The following is a 17588-nucleotide window of genomic DNA, read 5'->3' on the forward strand; positions in this document are numbered from 1 at the left end:
ATCCCTAAGTTCACACCTTGTCGGACTCCTCTTGAAGCCGGTCCATCTCGAACAGCCGCGCCAGTTCCGTGCGGGCTTCCTGGGCCGATTGCAATACTTTGGCCGCGTCGTCATACACCGCGTGTTGAGCGGCGAGTAACTGGTGGTCGTGGTTTTTGAATCGATCAATGCGTGCATCGGCCTGGGCCTGGCTCAAGCCGAGGCCGACCAGGGTGCGACGGCTCATTTCCAGGCTGGAGTAGAAGGTCTCGCGCACCGGCGAGGCGTCCAGGTCGACCAGGCGGTGAACGTGCTGGCGGTTACGTGCGCGGGCGATGATTTTCATGTGCGGATAAAGGCTGCGCACCAGGGCGGCGGTCTTGATATTTATTTCCGGGTCGTCCATGGCGATCACAAAAAACTCGGCTTGGTCGACCTTGGCTGCATGCAGGATTTCCGGGCGCTGCGGGTCGCCGTAGAACACCGGCATGCCGCCGAAGCTGCGGGTCAGCTCGATGGTTTCCACCGAGGTGTCGAGGGCAATGAACGAGATGTTTTGCGCGCGCAGGATCCGCGCGACGATCTGGCCCATACGGCCCATGCCGGCGATCACCACGCGGGGCGCATCGCTTTCGATGGTGCGGTATTCCTCCGGCACCTCCACGGTCTTGGCCTTGTGTTTGAACAGCTTGGGGCACACCAGCAACAGCAGCGGCGTCACCGCCATCGACAAGGTGATGGTCAGCACCAGCACATCGTAAAGGTGCGGCTCGAACAGGCCCTGGTCGCGGCCGATCTTGAACACCACAAAGGCAAACTCACCACCCGCCGCCAGCACGATACCGAGGCGCAAGGCGCTTTCGCGGTTGAGATCACCCACCAGCCGGCCCACGGCGTACAGCAGCGGCAGTTTCAGGCCGATCAGCAGCAAGGTCAGCCCGATCACCATCAACGGCGTGCTGAGCAGCAGGCTGAGGTTGGCGCCCATGCCCACGCTGATAAAAAACAGGCCCAGCAGCAGGCCCTTGAATGGCTCGATCTGGGATTCCAGCTCGTGGCGATATTCCGAATCGGCCAGCAGCAGCCCGGCGAGGAAGGCACCGAGGGCCATGGACACACCCACCAGTTCCATCAGCCACGCGGTGCCGATAACGACCAGCAGCGCGGTGGCGGTGGACACTTCGCGCAGGCCGGTCTTGGCGACGATGCGAAACACCGGGCGCAACAGGTAGCGCCCACCGATGATCACCACGGCGATGCTGCCCAGTATCTGCAGCACGTGTTGCACGCCCTGGGCTTCGGTCGTCGGGTGATCGCTGCCGGCCAGCAGCGGCACCATGGCGATCAGCGGGATCGCCGCGATGTCCTGGAACAGCAGGATGGCAAAGGCCAGGCGCCCGTGGGGCTGGTTGAGTTCCTTGCGTTCGGCCAGGCTTTGCAGGCCAAAGGCAGTGGAGGACAGCGCCAGGCCCAGGCCCAGCACGATTGCACTGTTCCACGGCTGACCAAATAGCCACAGCGCCGCCACGCCCATCACCACGCCGGTGAGCACCACCTGGGCCAGGCCGACGCCGAACACCGCCTTGCGCATCACCCATAAACGTTTGGGCGACAGCTCCAGGCCGATGATAAACAGCAGCAACACCACACCCAGTTCAGAAAATTGCGCCACGCTCTGCGGGTTGCCCACCAGGCCCAGCACGGACGGGCCGATGATCACACCGGCAAACAGATAGCCCAGCACGGCGCCCAATTGCAGGCGCTTGGCCAAAGGCACGGTCAACACAGCGGCGAGCAGGAACACCACGGCTGCTTGTAACAGGTTGCCTTCATGGGGCATTGAGATCTCCCAGATCTTTAAAGCGAATCAACAGGGCGTTATTAGCGCCTTTTTTACATTTGGAAACTTGTATTTATGTCGCGACAGTCAATGGATGCTGGCTGTAATCCCATTCTGACAGGGAGTTTACGAAAGTATTAATACCATTTAATTCAATGACTTTTCTGTAGGTCTACTACCGTTTCGACAAATTGGATCAATTGTCACCACGGTCAGGTATCTCGAATTCGATGCGTGTGGGTCAATAAAGTTGAGTTTGTACGCACCCATGGATGAAAGGCTTGGACCACAAGGAGTTGAGCGTGGATAAAAGACTTGCTACTGCCGTTGTACCTCGTATTTCTGCGCTTTCTCTTGCTATTCGCCTCGGCGTAGCGGGGCTGGTGATGGGCCTTGCAAGCCCCGAAGCGATGGCGGCCTGCTCGCCCGCAAGCCCCACGGCGGGTGCCACGGTGACGTGTACGGGGGTGCCGTCGTTACCGCTGTTTCTGAACACCTTCTCGAGTGCGGTGAATGACCTGACGGTCAACGTCAACCCTGGCGCGCAGCTCAACGCAACGTTGGGCGGCATTGCGTTGAACCTGACCGGTAACAACACCACACTGAACAACTCCGGCACCATCGACCCGGCGCTGCTCGGGTTTGTATCCGTGCTCAGTGGCGGTGTGGTGGTGGGCAATACCGCGGCCAGTACGGTGAATATCACCAACACGGCCACCGGGATCATCCGCGGTACCGGCGCACTGCTGGGGCTTAATCTGACTTCGTTGGGTGGTGCGGCGCTGAACGTCACGAATGGCGTCGGTGGCACCACCACCCTCACCAACGCCGGCACCCTCGGCTCCAGTTCGTTGCTGGGTCTTACGTTGTTTGCCTCTGACACGCCAGTGGTCGCCGTGCAAGGTGGCGGCCAGGTCAACATGACCAACAGTGGCACGCTCACCGGGCGGGTTGCCTTCGAGGCGTCCACTTTGGGTAATACCTTCGTCAACAGCGGGACCATTTCCGGCGGCGTGTCGATGGGAGCAAACAGCACCAACACCTTTACGGCGGTGACCGGGTCGAGCGTGTCCTCGGGTGGCGGTATCGGCTTGAGCCTCGGCGGCCTGTTGGGCGTAAACCTGACGTTTGCCCCCACCGGCCAGGTGGATGGCGGCGCAAACGGCAGCAACACCTTGATCCTGCAAAACCCCGGCGCCACCGGCAGCAGCGGCACTGGCACGGCGTCCAGCGCCACCTATGTCAACTTCAACAACCTGACCATCAACGGCGGCACCTGGACGCTGCAGGGGCCGTTGGTCAGCGGCAGCACAACGCTCAATGGTGGCATTTCGCAGTTCGATAACAGTGCGACGTTCGGTACTGGGGCAATCACCGCCAATGGCGGGGTTATCGAGGCAACGGCCAATAACCTGACGCTGGCTAACCTGCTCACGCTGGGCACCGGCGGGTTGACCGTCCAGGGCGCCAATACCGGGCTGACCCTGGGCGGCGTGCTCTCGGGCACCGGCGGCTTGACCAAGGCGGGCACGGGTCAACTGATCCTCAATGCCGCTAACACTTACACCGGCGCCACCACGCTGTCCGGCGGTTCGGTGCAGTTGGGCAATGACCTGGCGCTGAGCAGCGGCGCTGTCACCGTCACGGCCGCATCGACTTTGCAGGCGCCTGGCACAGTCAGCCTTGCCAACACGTTCACGCTTAACGACAACCTGACGACCGATGTGGCCGGTACGCTGAGCCTGAACGGCGCCATTACCGGCAACGGTGGGCTTACCCAGAGCGGCGCGGGCAGCCTGACGCTCAATGGCGTCAACACCGGCTTCAGCGGCGCCACCAACCTGGGCGCCGGCACCCTGGTGCTGGGCAATAACAATGCCCTGGGCAGCGGCAACCTGAATGTGACAGGTACTGCCAACCTGGACACCAGTGGCGCCTCATTACTGAACAACAATGTCGTCTTGACCGGCGATCTCAGCCTGCTCAACGCCAACCCACTGACCCTGAGCGGCGTGATGTCCGGCGTCGGCGGCCTGACCAAAACCGGCGCGGGCCTGCTGACCCTGGCCGGTAACAACACCCGCAGCGGTGTAACGTCGCTGAATGCCGGCGGCTTGTTGCTCAGCACCAACACCGCCCTGGGGACGGGCGCGCTGAATACGGCTGCGGGCACTTCGCTGGACGCCACGACGGCGGTGACCCTCGCCAACGCGGTCAACCTGGCCGGCAACCTGGGCATTGGCGGCACCGCCGACCTGACGCTGGCCGGTACGATCAATGGCGCTGGCAGCCTGACCAAAAACGGCGCCGCCAATCTAGTGCTCAACGGCGTCAACAACTTCCTGGGCGGCACCACGCTCAATTCGGGCACCCTGACGGCGGGCTCCAACTCAGCCCTGGGTCTGGGTAACTTGACCGTTGGCGGCGCGTCGACGCTGGACAGCAGCGGGGCATTCAGCCTAGGCAACAACGTTGTGCTCAACGCCGGGTTGACGGCCGGCGGTACCAATAACCTGACCCTGGCGGGTGTGCTCAGTGGGGCAGGGCCGCTGACCAAAAGTGGCCTGGCCAACCTGACCCTCAACGGCAACAACACCTTCAGCGGCGGCACCAACCTCAATGCAGGGACCTTGACCCTGGGCAACGCCAATGGCCTGGGCAGCGGCGCCTTGACCGTCGGCGGTGCGGCGACCCTGGACACCAGCGCGTCCTTTGGCATCGGCAATGCCATTGCGCTGAATGCTGACCTTACGGTCGCCGGCAACAACGACCTGAGCCTGAACGGCGTGGTCAGCGGCGCTGGCAACCTGATCAAAAATGGCTTGTCCGACCTGACCCTGGCCGGCAACAACACCTTCACCGGCGCCGTGAACGTGGTCTCCGGCAGCCTGACGTTGCTCAATGCCAATGCCTTGGGCAGCACTTCCGGGGTTAACGTGAGTGCGGGCGCCGGGGTCAACCTGGCCACTGACGTCAGCCTGGCCGGCTTGAGCGGCAGCGGTAGCGTGCAACTGAGTGGCGCCAACAGCTTGACCGTTGGCGGGGTCAACACCACCAGTACCTTTGATGGTGGTTTGAGTGGCGCTGGCGGGCTGATCAAGGTCGGCACCGGCACTCTCAACCTTACCGGCATCAATGGCGTCACTGGCAACACGGCGATCAATGCAGGCACCTTGAACCTCAGTGGTTCCCTGGCCAGCGCCCAGGTCAATGTCAACAACGGCGGTACGCTGACCGGTACCGGTTCGTTATTGGGCGCGTTGAACGTCAATAACGGCGGCCATTTGGCCTTGAGCAGCGGCAATACCTTGTCAGCCGGTGCACTGAACATGGTCGCGGGTGGCAACCTGGATGTTGCCCTCGGTGCGCCATCCCTCACTTCCTTGCTCAATGTCGGCGGTAACGTGGCGCTCGCCGGCAACCTGAACGTCACCGATGCCGGTGGTTTTGGCGCGGGCACTTATCGCCTGATCAACTACACCGGCGGCCTGACCGGTGGCCTGACGGTAGCGGGTGTTCCCGTGGGTTATGGCCTCGGCGATCTGCTGGTACAAACCTCGGTCGGCAACCAGGTCAACCTGGTGGTGTCGGCTCCCAATATCCGCTTCTGGGACGGCAGCCAAGCTATCGCCAACGGCGTGGTGGATGGCGGCACGGGCGCCTGGACCGCCGGCGGTACCAACTGGACGTCCGCCGACGGCTTGACCAACTCTCCTTGGTCCAGTGGCTTTGCGGTGTTCACCGGTGCTGCCGGTACGGTCACCGTGCAAGGCCCGCAAGCCTTTACCGGCCTGCAGTTTGTCACCGACGGCTACAGCCTGGTCAGCGGCGCAGGCGGGCAATTGACTGCGATCAATGGCGGCAGTGGCAATGTATCGATGCGTGTAGATCCGGGCGCAACCGCGACCGTCGGGGTCAATATCGATGGCGCCGGCACCTTGAACAAGCTCGACACCGGCACCCTGGTGCTCAACGGCGCCAACACCTATACCGGTGGCACCTTGCTCAATGGCGGCGCGCTTATCGTCGGTAGCAACACTGCACTGGGCGGCGGCCTGTTGACGACAGCGGCCGGGACGACACTGGACAGTAATGCTGCCATCACCTTGGGCAACACGGTGCTCTTGAACGGCGACACCACTGTCGCGGGCGGCAACGCGCTGACCCTTAATGGCGGGATCAGCGGCGTTGGCGGCCTGATCAAAAACGGCGCGGCCACTTTGACCCTGGGCGCAAGTAACACTTTCCTCGGGCCTGTGGCCTTGAACGCGGGTGGGCTGATCCTGGCCGCCAACAATGCCTTGGGCGCTGGCGCGTTGAATGCGGCTGGCGGCACGACACTGGATGCCAGTGCGGCGGTCACTGCCAATAACGCGATCAACCTGGCAGGCAACCTGGGTATAGGCGGCACGGCTGATCTGACCTTGGGCGGTGCAATCAATGGTGCTGGCAGCCTGACAAAAAATGGCGCAGCCAACCTGATTCTCAATGGCGCCAATACTTACCTCGGCGGCATGACGCTGAACGCGGGCACATTGACCCTGGGCAATAACCTCGCGCTGGGCCTGGGCAACCTGACGGTGGGGGGTGCATCGACGCTCGATAACAGCAGCGCGCTGAGCATCGGCAATGGTGCTGTGCTGAACGCTGCGTTGACGGTGGCTGGCAACAATGACCTGACCCTGGGAGGCCTGCTCACGGGCACCGGCGCGCTGGTCAAGGATGGCGCGGCCAACCTGACCCTCAATGGCCTCAATGCCTACAGCGGTGGAACGACCGTCAATGCGGGTACCTTGACCCTGGGCACCGCGACAGCCCTCGGGACGGGCGCCTTGACGGTGGGCGGCGCGGCCAACCTAAACAATGGCACGCCACTGGTGCTGGCCAATGCGGTCAACGTCAATGCCAACCTGACGGTGGGCAGCCTGAATAACAACCTGACGCTGGCGGGTGTGGTGGGGGGGAGCGCCAATCTGATCAAAACCGGCACTGGCGACCTGGCCCTGACTGGCAACAACACCTTCTCCGGCCTGCTCGATGTGCAAGCAGGCAGCCTTACCACCGTGGGTAATGGCGCGCTGGGCGCAGGCGCCGGGGTCAACCTGGGCAGTGGTACGCAATTGAACCTGGGTGGCTCGGCCAGCCTGGGTGAACTCACCGGCAACGGCGTGGCCGTTGTTGGCACCGGCAGCACCTTGAGTGTCGGCAGCAATAACCTCGACAGCACGTTCGGCGGCGTACTCGCCGGGTTGGGCGGTCTCAACAAAATCGGCAGCGGTGCCTTGACCCTCGGCGGCCTCAGCGTGTTGACCGGTGACACCCAGGTCAACGCCGGCAGCCTGCTGGTCAACGGCGCGCTGGCCAGTACCAACGTGAACGTGGCTAATGGCGCCACCCTCGGCGGCACCGGCACCCTGGTGGGGGCCGTCAACATTGCCGACGGTGGCCACCTGGCCGTCAACTCGGGCAACACCCTGACAGTCGGCTCGTTGGTGCTCAATACCAACTCCAACCTCGATGCCGGGCTCGGTGCCCCGTCTACCGGCGGCACGGCGCTGATTCATGTGGGCGGTAACCTGACCCTGGATGGCACGCTGAATGTCAGCGATATCGGTGGCTTCGGCCCCGGTATCTACCGGTTGATCGACTACACCGCCGGCCTGACCAATAACGGCCTGCAGCTGGGCAGCCTGCCGGTGAATATCCCGGCCACCGACCTGGACCTGCAAACAGCAATCGGCAACCAGATCAACCTGCTGGTCAACGGCAACACCACCGTGCAGTTCTGGGACGGTAGCCAAACCACCGGTAATGGCAGCATCGAGGGCGGCAGCGCTACCTGGACAAGTGGCGCCACCAACTGGACAGGCGTCAACGGTTCGTTCAACGCCGCCTGGGCGCCAAACAGCTTTGCGGTCTTCCAGGGCGCGGCGGGTACTGTCAGCGTGGACGGCGCCCAAGCGATTACCGGTCTGCAATTTGTCACCGACGGCTACAACGTGGTCGGCGGCACGGCGGGGGCCTTGACCTTGTTCAACGGCACCGGCGGCAACACTGCCGTGCGCGTTGACCCGAATGCCACCGCGACCCTGGGCGTCACCCTCAATGGCGGCGGTACTCTGGCCAAGCTGGATGCGGGCACCTTGGTGCTCAATGGCGCCAATACCTACACCGGCGGCACCGCGCTCAATGGCGGTACGTTGGTGGTCGGCAATAACAGTGCGTTGGGCAGCGGTGCGTTGACCGCGTCCAATGGCACCACCCTGGACAGCAATGCCGCTGTCAGCCTGGCCAATGATGTGAACGTCAACGGCACGCTGACAGTCGGCGGCAGCAACGCGCTGACCCTGGCCGGCAGCGTGGCCGGCACCGGTAGCCTGATCAAAAACGGCATCGCCAGCCTGACCTTGAGTGGCAACAACACCTATGCAGGGCCGACGGCATTGAACGCCGGCGGGTTGATCCTGGCCTCTAACACTGCGCTGGGCACCGGCGCGCTGAATGCGGCGGCAGGCACCACGCTCGATACCAGCAGTGCAGTCACCCTGGCAAACGCCGTGAACCTGGCGGGCAACCTGGGCATTCTCGGCAGCGCCGACCTGACCCTTGATGGGTTGGTCACCGGGGCTGGCAGCCTGGCTAAAAGTGGGGCGGGCAACCTGACACTCAACGGCAACAATGCTTACCTCGGCGGTACGCAGTTGAACGCAGGTGGCTTGGTACTGGGCAATGGTTCGGCACTTGGCACCGGCAGCCTGGCCGTCAACGGCGCAGCGACGCTGGATACCAGTGCCGCAGTGGCGCTGGCCAATAACACCACGCTCAATGCTGCGCTGACCGTGGTTGGCAGCAACGACCTGGCGCTTGGCGGTGTGGTTGATGGCACCGGATCGCTGATCAAGAACGGCACTGCCAACCTGACCCTCAACGGCGCCAATACCTACAGCGGCGGCACCACCCTTGCGGCCGGTACGCTGACTGTCGGCAATGCCACGGGCTTGGGTTCCGGCGCCTTGACCGTCAATGGAGCAAGTACGTTGGACAACAGCGTGCCGCTGGTATTGGCGAACGCCGTCACCTTGAATGCCGACCTCAGTGTGGCCGGTAACAACAACCTGACCCTGGCGGGTGTGTTGGCCGGCAATGCGGCGCTGATCAAAAATGGCGCGGCGGACTTGCTGCTCAGTGGTAACAACACCTTCACCGGTCCACTCAATGTGCTCGGCGGCAGTGTGACCACTACAGGTAACGCGGCCTTGGGCAACACCACCGGCGTCAACGTCGGCAGCGGTGCCAGCCTCAACCTGGGTGGCAATGCCAGCCTCAATACCCTGACCGGTACCGGCGCGATTCAAGTGGCGGGCGGCAGCACGCTGGCGGTGGGTGGCAGCAACCTCGACAACACCTTCGCAGGCACGCTCAACGGTGCCGGTAACCTGGATAAAAACGGCACCGGCGTGCTCAACCTGAGCGGCACCAATGGGATCAGCGGCGCGGCCAACGTCAATGGCGGCACTTTAAATGTGAGCGGCTCACTGGCCAGTGGCACGGTGGCGGTGAACAACGGCGCGACGCTGGCCGGTACTGGCTCATTAGCGGGTGCGGTGACGGTGGCTGATGGCGGGCACATCGGCCTGAACGCCGGCAGCACGCTGTCGGTGGGCTCGTTGGTGCTGGGTAATAACGCCAACCTGGACGTCGGCCTCGGCGTGCCGGTGGTGGGCGGTGGCAGCGGGCTGCTGAATGTCGGCGGTGATCTGACCTTGGGCGGCAAACTCAACGTCACCGATATCGGCGGCTTTGGCAGCGGCGTCTACAACATCATCAACTACGGCGGTGCACTCACCAATAATGGCCTGGCCCTTGGCAGTTTGCCGGGCAGTGTGATTCCGGGCGATGTGCAAGTGCAGACGGCCATCAGCAACAAGGTCAACCTGCTGGTGACTGCGCCCAATACCACCGTGCAGTTCTGGGACGGCGCCAACCTGATCGGCAACGGCGCCATCGACGGCGGCAACGGCACCTGGGGCACTGGCACCACCAACTGGACCAACGTTGACGGCACCCTCAACCAGAACTGGAACAACAGCTTTGCAGTGTTCCAGGGCGCGGCGGGTAACGTGACCGTGGAGGGCACGCAAAACCTCACCGGCATGCAGTTCGTCACCGATGGCTACAACCTGGCCTCCGGCACGGCGGGCGTGCTCAACCTGGTGAATGGCGGCACCGGCAACACGGCGATCCGTGTCGACCCGAACGCCACCGCAACGTTGGGCGTCACGCTCGGTGGTGCTGGCACCCTGGCCAAACTCGACACTGGCACCTTGGTGCTTAACGGCACCAATACCTACACCGGCGGCACTGCGCTCAATGGCGGCACGCTGGTGGTCGGCAATAACAGCGCGCTGGGCAGTGGCGCACTGACGGCGGCCGACGGCACCACCCTGGACAGCAACGCGGCCGTCACACTCGGCAACGCTGCGGTACTCAATGGTGCACTGGCCATCGGCGGCAGCAATGCGCTGACGCTTAACGGCAGTATCAGCGGCAATGGCAGCCTGCTGAAAAAAGGCGCGGCAACCCTGACGCTCAACGGCGCCAACACCTACAGTGGCGGCACCGGCCTGAACGCCGGGCAACTGACCCTGGGCAATAACGCCGCATTGGGCAGCGGCGCGCTCACCGTCGGCGGCGCTGCGGCGCTGGATGGCAGCACCGACCTGCAACTGGCCAACGCCATCAGCCTGAGTGGGCCGCTGACCCTGGTCGGCAGCAATGCACTAGCGCTTAACGGCGTGGTCAGCGGCACCGGCAGCCTGGTGAAAAACGGCAACGGTGCGCTGCTGTTGACCGGCGCCAACACCTACAGCGGTGGCACCACCCTTAACGGCGGCACCACCACCGGCAACACCAACAGCTTGCAAGGCGCGATTGCCAACAATGCGGCCCTGACCTTCGAGCAAGGCACCGATGGCACCTACACCGGTAACCTTACCGGCGCAGGCGTGCTGAATAAAACCGGCACCGGCGCGTTGCTGTTGACTGGCAACAACACCTTGACCGGCAACACCAACGTCAACGCCGGCAGCTTGCTGGTCAACGGCACCTTGAACAGCGCAGCGGTGCAGGTAGCCAGCGGCGCGACCCTTGGCGGCAGCGGCAGCCTGGGCGGTGCTGTGACGATGGCCGATGGCTCGACCCTCAAGGCCGGGGCGGCGACGCCGCTGTCGGTGGGTTCGCTGGCGTTGTCGTCGGGCACTGCCCTGGACTTCGCCCTCGGCGCGCCTGGCGCATCCACCACGGCGGTGAATGTGGCGGGCAACCTGACCCTTGATGGCACGCTCAACGTTACCGATGCCGGGGGCTTCGGACTCGGCGTTTATCAACTGTTCCGCTACGGCGGCGCCTTGACCGACAACGGCCTGACCCTCGGCTCGCTGCCGGTCGGCGTGGGTAATCTGAGCCTGCAAACGGCGCTGGCCAACCAACTGAACCTTCTGGTGCAAACCACGCCGGGGCAAATCCAGTTCTGGAACGGCGGCACCACCAACCCTGACGGCACTATCACCGGCGGCAGTGGTACCTGGGGCCCAGGCACCAACTGGACCGATCCAACCGGTACCCAGGGCCAGGCGTCAAATAACCAGTTTGCCGTGTTCGGCGGGCAGGGCGGTACGGTCACCGTGGTCGGTAACCAAGGCTTTACTGGCCTGCAATTCCTTGACCCTGGTTACACGCTGACGGCAGGCGCAGGTGGGACCTTGTCGCCAACCGGTGCCGCAGTGGTGCGTGTCAATTCGGGCGTCACTACCGAAGTGGCTGCGCCAATCGTGGGGGCCGGGTCGATCAACAAACTTGACGCCGGCACCTTGCTGTTGACCGGCGCCAACACCTATTCCGGTGGCACGACCGTCAGTGGCGGTACGCTGGCCGGTAACACGCTGAGCTTGCAGGGTCGCATCCTCAACAATGCGCAACTGTTGTTTGTCCAACCCACTAACGGCACCTTTAATGGTGTATTGAGCGGAACCGGCAGCATTACCAAACAAGGCGCCGGCGCGCTGTTGCTGACCGGCAACCAGCCATTCAGCGGCACGGTGGCGGTGGACCAGGGCGTACTGCAAGTCGGCAACGCGGCCAACCCAGGCGCGGTGTTTGGTGGGCAGGTGACCGTCGCCAACGGTGCAGGCCTGACCGGCAACGGCAGCGTCGGCGCGTTGGTCAACAACGGCAGCGTCACACCTGATAACGGTAAGCTGACGGTGGCCGGTAACTTCACTAATGGCAGTACCGGCGCGTTGAACCTGCTCATCACCCCATCGTCGACCGGCTCCCTGGCCGTTGGGGGTACGGCGAACCTGGGCGGCACGTTGAATGTGGTCAACCTGGCGCCGTACGCCGGCCCGGCCACCTACACGCTGCTCACGGCGGGTGCAGTGAACGGCACCTTCGGCACCACCAACCTGGAGAACCTGGCATTCCTCAATACCGCGTTGAACTACAGCCCTACTCAGGTGGCGCTGGCGGTTAGCCGCAACAACGTCAGCTACGCCAGCGTGGCAGCCACTGGTAACCAACGTGGCGTGGCCGCCGCGTTGGACAGCGGTGCCGCGGTGGGTGGCGCAACGGTGCAGAACGCGCTGCTCAACTCCAATGTTGCCGGGGCGCGCGCCGCGTTCGACAGCTTGTCCGGGGAGATTCATGCCAGCACCGCCAGCGCCATGCTCGAAGATTCGCGTTACGTGCGTGACGCAGTCAACGAGCGCCTGCGTCAGCCCGGCTGCTACCGCGAAGATGACCCACGCAACAGCCTGGCACCCAGCGAAAACCGCCTGAGCAGCGCCGGTTGCCACGGCGAGATGGTCGGCTGGATGCGTGTGTTGGGCACCTGGGGCCACATGGGCGGCGACAGCAACACCGCCAAGCTGGACCGCAACCTCGGCGGCTTCCTGCTCGGCACCGACAAACAAGTGGATGACGCCTGGCGCGTCGGTGTGGCCGCCGGCTACACCCGCAGCGACCTGGACGCCAAGCGCCGCAGCTCCAGCGCCGACGTCGACAGCTACCACTTGATGGCCTACACCGCGTACCAGCAGGAAGCCTTCGCCGCTCGCATGGGCGTGGCATACAGCTGGCACGACATCGAAAGCAAACGCGATGTGGCCGTAGGCGGCGTGGGGCAACGCCTCAAAGCCGACTACAAAGCGCGCAGCGCGCAAGTGTTCGGTGAAGTGGGCTACACCATTGAAACCGGCAAAGTGGTAGTAGAACCGTTCGCCGGCCTGGCTTACGTCAACTACGACAGCGACACGATCAAGGAGAAAGGCGGTTCGGCGGCCCTGCGCGGTGATGCCGATCAGGACGTGACCTTCTCGACCCTGGGCGTGCGCATCGGCCAGACCATCACCTTGGGTAACGGCTCGAAAATCACCCCACGGGGCAGCATCGGCTGGCGTCATGCCTTTGGCGACACCAAGCCGGATGCCGACCTGAGCTTTATCAACGGCGGTGCATCGTTCAGCACCCAAGGTGTGCCGATCGCCAAGGACAGCGCGGTGGTGGAGGCGGGCGTGGACTACCAGATCAGTCAGAATGGCAAGTTGGGCCTGGGCTATTCCGGCCAACTGTCGCGCAACGATAAAGACCATGCGATGACGATCAGCTTCTCCCTCGGTTTCTGATCAAAGCCGAGTATTTTTAACCGCCCGAAAGGGCGGTTTTTTTTTTGGAAATATTTCTTAACGCTATTCGATGGTTTGCCAATAGGGCAGGGTTGTTGCTCAGCGTCTGGTCAGAAGGATGTACAAACAATTTCCCCTGGAACCCGGCTGGTAATGCAGTCTTTTCTGAATCTAAAGTATGCCCTTGAGTTTATATTCCTTAGGTGGCATATTCGCATGGATTGGGACGTTGAATACACGGATGAATTCGCAGAATGGTGGGATGAACTGGGCGCAAAGGAGCAAGTCTCCGTGTCCGCCAGCGTAGATCTGCTGGGGCTTTTCGGGCCTGGCCTGGGCTTCCCCCATACCAGTGATATCAAGGGTTCCCGGCATGGCAACCTGCGGGAACTGCGGGTCCGGCACGCCGGCCGGCCCTATCGAGTGCTGTATGCATTTGATCCCCGGCGCTGCGCTGTCCTGCTGATCGGCGGCGATAAAGCCGCACACCCCAGGTGGTACGAGGTGCATGTGCCCTTGGCCGAAAATGTGTACGACATCCATTTGCAAACATTGCGTAAAGAGGCCCGTCACCATGGCTAAAAAATTCGCTGAACTTCAAGCGCGCATGACCCCGCAGTCGCGTGCCGAAGCCGAGCAGCTGTTCCGCCAGCACCTCAAGGAAATGCCCCTGCATGAGCTGCGCAAGGCCCAGCAACTGAGCCAGGAAAGCCTGGCCAAGGCGTTGAATATCAACCAGGCAGCGGTTTCCAAGATGGAGCGGCGTACCGACATGTACATCAGCACGCTGCGTGACTACATCCGGGCAATGGGCGGCGAGTTGGAAATCATCGCGACCTTCCCGGATGGCCAGGTCAAGATCGACAACTTCGCTCACTAAGTCACAGTGGACCACCCCGATGAATCAGCTCCTGGCCATGCGCGCCTTCGTCCGTGTTGTCGATACCGGTTCATTCAGCCGTGCATCCGACCAGTTGGCGCTGCCACGCTCTACCGTCAGCAAACTCATCACTGACCTGGAAAGACACCTGGGTACCCAGCTGATGCACCGAACCACCCGCGCCCTGGCGCCCACGCTTGAAGGGCTGGAGTATTACCGCCATGCGCGACGGCTGGTGGCTGAGCTGGATGAAGTGGACAGCGCCGCACGCGGGCAGATCCTCAAGCCCGGCGGGCACCTGCGCGTGGATGCACCGGCCTCGTTTGCCAATTGCCTGTTGATTCCGGCGTTGGTGGACTTTCATCGTGAGTACCCCGATATCACCATCGCCTTGGGCATCAGCGACCGTGCGGTGAATATCGTCGGGGAGGGCGCCGATTGCGTGATCCGTGCTGGCAAGCTGGAAGACATGGCGATGATCGGGCGCAAGGTGGCGGACCTTGAATACCTGACCTGTGCGGCACCCAGTTACGTGGCGCGCCGGGGTTTGCCGGTTTCGCCCGAAGACCTTGTAAACAACCACCTCAGGGCCGGGTATTTTTTTGCTGGGTCGGGCAAGCCGGAGCCGCTGATTTTTGAGCAGGGCCAGCAACGTATCGAGGTCAACGACTGCGCTTTTTCGACTAACGAAGGCAACGGCCTCAAGGAAATGCTGCTCGCGGGCCTTGGTGTGGGGCAGCACTTCAAGTCGATCGTGCAGCACTACCTCGATACCGGCCAGTTGGTTGAGGTGCTGCCGGGTTGGTCGCGCCCGGCCACGCCATTGCATATCCTCTACCCACCTAACCGTCATCAGAGTGCGCGGCTCAAGGTCTTTACCGAGTGGGTGATCCGCACGTTTGGGGTCAGGGAATAATCGCGGTTACGCGTATCTCCACGCGCATGGTCGGCAGTCCCAGGGCCTCGACGCCGACTTGCGTCCAGATCGGCGCATGGTGGGGCATGTAGCGCCGGTATTGCTGGACCATCGCTTCGTTGACCTCAGGTGCAAACCCACCGACGTGGTAGGAGTTTATGTGAATCACATGCTCCCAACCCGCGCCGGCGGTGGCCAGGGTTCGGTCCAGGTTGTGAAACGCCTGGGCGATTTCTTCACTGAGGTCGGCGGGGATCTGGAACTCATCGTCCCAGCCGCCCTGGCCTGACGTTTCCACGCGGTTACCGATTTTCACTGCTTGGGAATAGTGCAGGTGTTCGCGCATGGTATCGCCATAGCCTGGGGTGACAAAAAATTCGGGCATGCTCATGGTATTTCCTCGGTTGAATACACGATCCGACGAATGCTAATAGAGCGAATGCGCGAACAATATCCCAAGTTTCTGTCATGACTATCTACTGGTATGCACAATCGGTTTGCGATAAAGCCCGACTGCCAAGCCGCTGATAATCACTGCGATAAAGACCAGATTGGCTGTGGAAACACGCTCGCCCAGTATCAACATCGAACTGGCAATCCCGAACACCGGGATCAATAGCGACAGCGGCGCTACCGTGGACACGGGGTACGCCTTGAGCAACGTGTTCCAGCCCCAGTAAGCAAAGTGCGTGGCCAGGTAAACCTGAAACAGCAGCGACCACACGGCGGTGAGGTCGAGGTTGGCGGGGAGGCTTACGAACGCACCGTCGCCGTGCACCCACCAGGCCATCAGGAACAGCGGGATTGGCGGAAACAGGCTGGCCCAGACCATGAACGAAAAGATTTCTTTAACCCCCGACGTCTTGATGATGACGTTGCCGATGCTCCACGCCAGTGCGCTGAACACGATCATCAGCACGCCGAGCGCAGCGTGTTCGCCTTGCTGGTTGGCGATGATCCCGGTTAGTCCGATCAACGCGAGAAAGGCCCCGGCCCACTGCGCGCCGCGAATTTTCTCCTTGAATAGCACGCAGCCCCAACCCAGGGTGAAAAACACGCTGAGCTGGATGAGCAATGAGGCAATCCCCGGGCTCACCCCAAGCTGGATGCCATAGTTGATCACACCCCACATGCCCAGCCCGAAGATCACGCCATAGGCCGCTACATAACCGAATGGCACGGCGGGGCGCTTGATGACGAACACCAGGGGCAAGGCGGCGAGGGCGAAGCGCAGGCCGGTGAGTACAAACGGGTCGATGGCCCGCAGGCCCAGTTTGGTGATGGGGAAATTCAGCCCCCAGGCCAGCGTGACCAACAGGGCAAGTGCCAGGTGTTTCTTGTGCATGGACGTTCCTTCGAACCGGTTGCTTCAAAGGGGTGAAGGTTAGAGCTCGGGCGTATGGCCCGCTTGCTATGCCAGGTCATACTTTGACAAGATCGGGCCATGATTCCGACCTTTGACGACAACGACCCCGAAGCGCTTGTGACCCTGCGTGAATACCCGTGCGGCAGTGTGTTTGCCCGGCATACGCACCCGCGCGGCCAGTTTGCCTATGCTTCCACCGGTGCCTTAAGAATGTTCACCGACCTGGGCAACTGGGTGGTGCCGCCGCAGCGGGCCGTCTGGGTGCCCGGTGGCATTGCCCATGAAATGCACATGCGCGGCGATGTGGTGATGCTCAATACCTACCTCGATGCTCAAGCCGCCGAGCGCGCAGGGCTGCAGGGGTACTGCCAGGTTTTCGAGGTGTCGCCGCTGCTCAGGCATCTTTTGGAAGCTGCGTTGGCGGTGGGTTCATCGGCAACGTCCAAGGTGCGGCGGCACTGTGTATTGACGCTGCTGATCGACGAAATCAGTACGCTATCGGCCTTGCCCCTCAGTGCGCCGCTGCCCTCTGAACCGCGTTTGGCGAGGGCTTGCCAGCGCTTTCTGGACGCGCCTGCGCAAACCGTGTCCCTCGATCAAATGGCGAGTTGGTCGAGCATGAGCCGGCGGACCTTTACTCGCCACTTCCTGGAAAGCACCGGCATGACCTTCGTGGCGTGGCGCCAGCAAGTCTGCCTGCTGGAGGCCACCGCGCAACTCAGCCACGGCGCCTCGATCACCGAGGTCGCATTTGCATTGGGCTTCAGCAGCCCCAGCGCCTTCACCGCGCTGTTCCGCCGTCACCTGGGCGATTCCCCGGCGCGCTACCTGGCCAAGTCCAAGGCCGTGTCGTTGTTCTAAAAAGCTCACACGCTGGTCAGGATTCACCTTGCAGGCGGTCCTGCTTTGTTACTATCGCCGCCCAC

Annotated in this window: 8 protein-coding genes; 5 read left to right on the forward strand and 3 right to left on the reverse strand. The window is 62.5% G+C overall.

What is annotated here, in order from left to right:
- Positions 1-10: 10 nt before the first annotated feature.
- Positions 11-1819, reverse strand: a complete 1809-nt coding sequence (locus tag AB4P96_RS14855; protein WP_017139633.1) for a monovalent cation:proton antiporter-2 (CPA2) family protein — start codon at positions 1817-1819, stop codon at positions 11-13.
- Positions 1820-2121: 302 nt separating this feature from the next.
- On the opposite strand from AB4P96_RS14855, the gene AB4P96_RS14860 reads away from it, so the two are divergent.
- The 4 genes from AB4P96_RS14860 to AB4P96_RS14875 all read left to right on the forward strand — a co-directional run bounded on the left by AB4P96_RS14860 (position 2122) and on the right by AB4P96_RS14875 (position 15296).
- Complete coding sequence (locus AB4P96_RS14860; protein WP_395600957.1) at positions 2122-13500, forward strand: autotransporter-associated beta strand repeat-containing protein; 11379 nt, start codon at positions 2122-2124, stop codon at positions 13498-13500.
- A gap of 216 nt (positions 13501-13716) precedes the next feature.
- The gene (locus tag AB4P96_RS14865; protein ID WP_080593813.1) at positions 13717-14082 is read left to right on the forward strand and encodes a type II toxin-antitoxin system RelE/ParE family toxin; all 366 of its coding nucleotides are present in this window, start codon (positions 13717-13719) and stop codon (positions 14080-14082) included.
- Entirely contained in the window at positions 14075-14380 is a 306-nt protein-coding gene (locus AB4P96_RS14870) for an XRE family transcriptional regulator (protein ID WP_017139630.1), read from the forward strand. Before AB4P96_RS14865 ends, AB4P96_RS14870 begins: the two co-directional genes overlap by 8 nt.
- A gap of 19 nt (positions 14381-14399) precedes the next feature.
- The gene (locus tag AB4P96_RS14875; protein WP_017139629.1) at positions 14400-15296 is read left to right on the forward strand and encodes a LysR family transcriptional regulator; all 897 of its coding nucleotides are present in this window, start codon (positions 14400-14402) and stop codon (positions 15294-15296) included.
- Here the strand turns inward: AB4P96_RS14875 and AB4P96_RS14880 are convergent.
- Together AB4P96_RS14880 and AB4P96_RS14885 are read right to left on the reverse strand one after the other, a co-directional pair.
- On the reverse strand, positions 15286-15687 hold the full coding sequence (locus AB4P96_RS14880; protein ID WP_017139628.1) for a RidA family protein: 402 nt from the start codon (positions 15685-15687) through the stop codon (positions 15286-15288). The genes AB4P96_RS14875 and AB4P96_RS14880 overlap by 11 nt on opposite strands.
- A gap of 81 nt (positions 15688-15768) precedes the next feature.
- The gene (locus tag AB4P96_RS14885) at positions 15769-16641 is read right to left on the reverse strand and encodes an EamA family transporter (protein WP_395600958.1); all 873 of its coding nucleotides are present in this window, start codon (positions 16639-16641) and stop codon (positions 15769-15771) included.
- A gap of 99 nt (positions 16642-16740) precedes the next feature.
- Here AB4P96_RS14885 and AB4P96_RS14890 point away from each other — a divergent pair, with 99 nt between their 5' ends.
- Entirely contained in the window at positions 16741-17523 is a 783-nt protein-coding gene (locus AB4P96_RS14890; RefSeq protein WP_138451498.1) for a helix-turn-helix domain-containing protein, read from the forward strand.
- Positions 17524-17588: the final 65 nt, after the last annotated feature.

Origin of the sequence: Pseudomonas sp. B19125, assembly GCF_044218855.1 — a bacterium.
GTDB lineage: Bacteria > Pseudomonadota > Gammaproteobacteria > Pseudomonadales > Pseudomonadaceae > Aquipseudomonas > Aquipseudomonas edaphica.

What these genes read in the sequence shown, in the direction of transcription:
- AB4P96_RS14885 (WP_395600958.1), bottom strand. Translation starts at nt 16,641, where the DNA reads ATGCACAAGAAACACCTGGCACTTGCCCTGTTGGTCACGCTGGCCTGG.
- AB4P96_RS14865 (WP_080593813.1), top strand. Translation starts at nt 13,717, where the DNA reads ATGGATTGGGACGTTGAATACACGGATGAATTCGCAGAATGGTGGGAT.
- AB4P96_RS14880 (WP_017139628.1), bottom strand. Translation starts at nt 15,687, where the DNA reads ATGAGCATGCCCGAATTTTTTGTCACCCCAGGCTATGGCGATACCATG.
- AB4P96_RS14855 (WP_017139633.1), bottom strand. Translation starts at nt 1,819, where the DNA reads ATGCCCCATGAAGGCAACCTGTTACAAGCAGCCGTGGTGTTCCTGCTC.
- AB4P96_RS14875 (WP_017139629.1), top strand. Translation starts at nt 14,400, where the DNA reads ATGAATCAGCTCCTGGCCATGCGCGCCTTCGTCCGTGTTGTCGATACC.
- AB4P96_RS14870 (WP_017139630.1), top strand. Translation starts at nt 14,075, where the DNA reads ATGGCTAAAAAATTCGCTGAACTTCAAGCGCGCATGACCCCGCAGTCG.
- AB4P96_RS14890 (WP_138451498.1), top strand. Translation starts at nt 16,741, where the DNA reads ATGATTCCGACCTTTGACGACAACGACCCCGAAGCGCTTGTGACCCTG.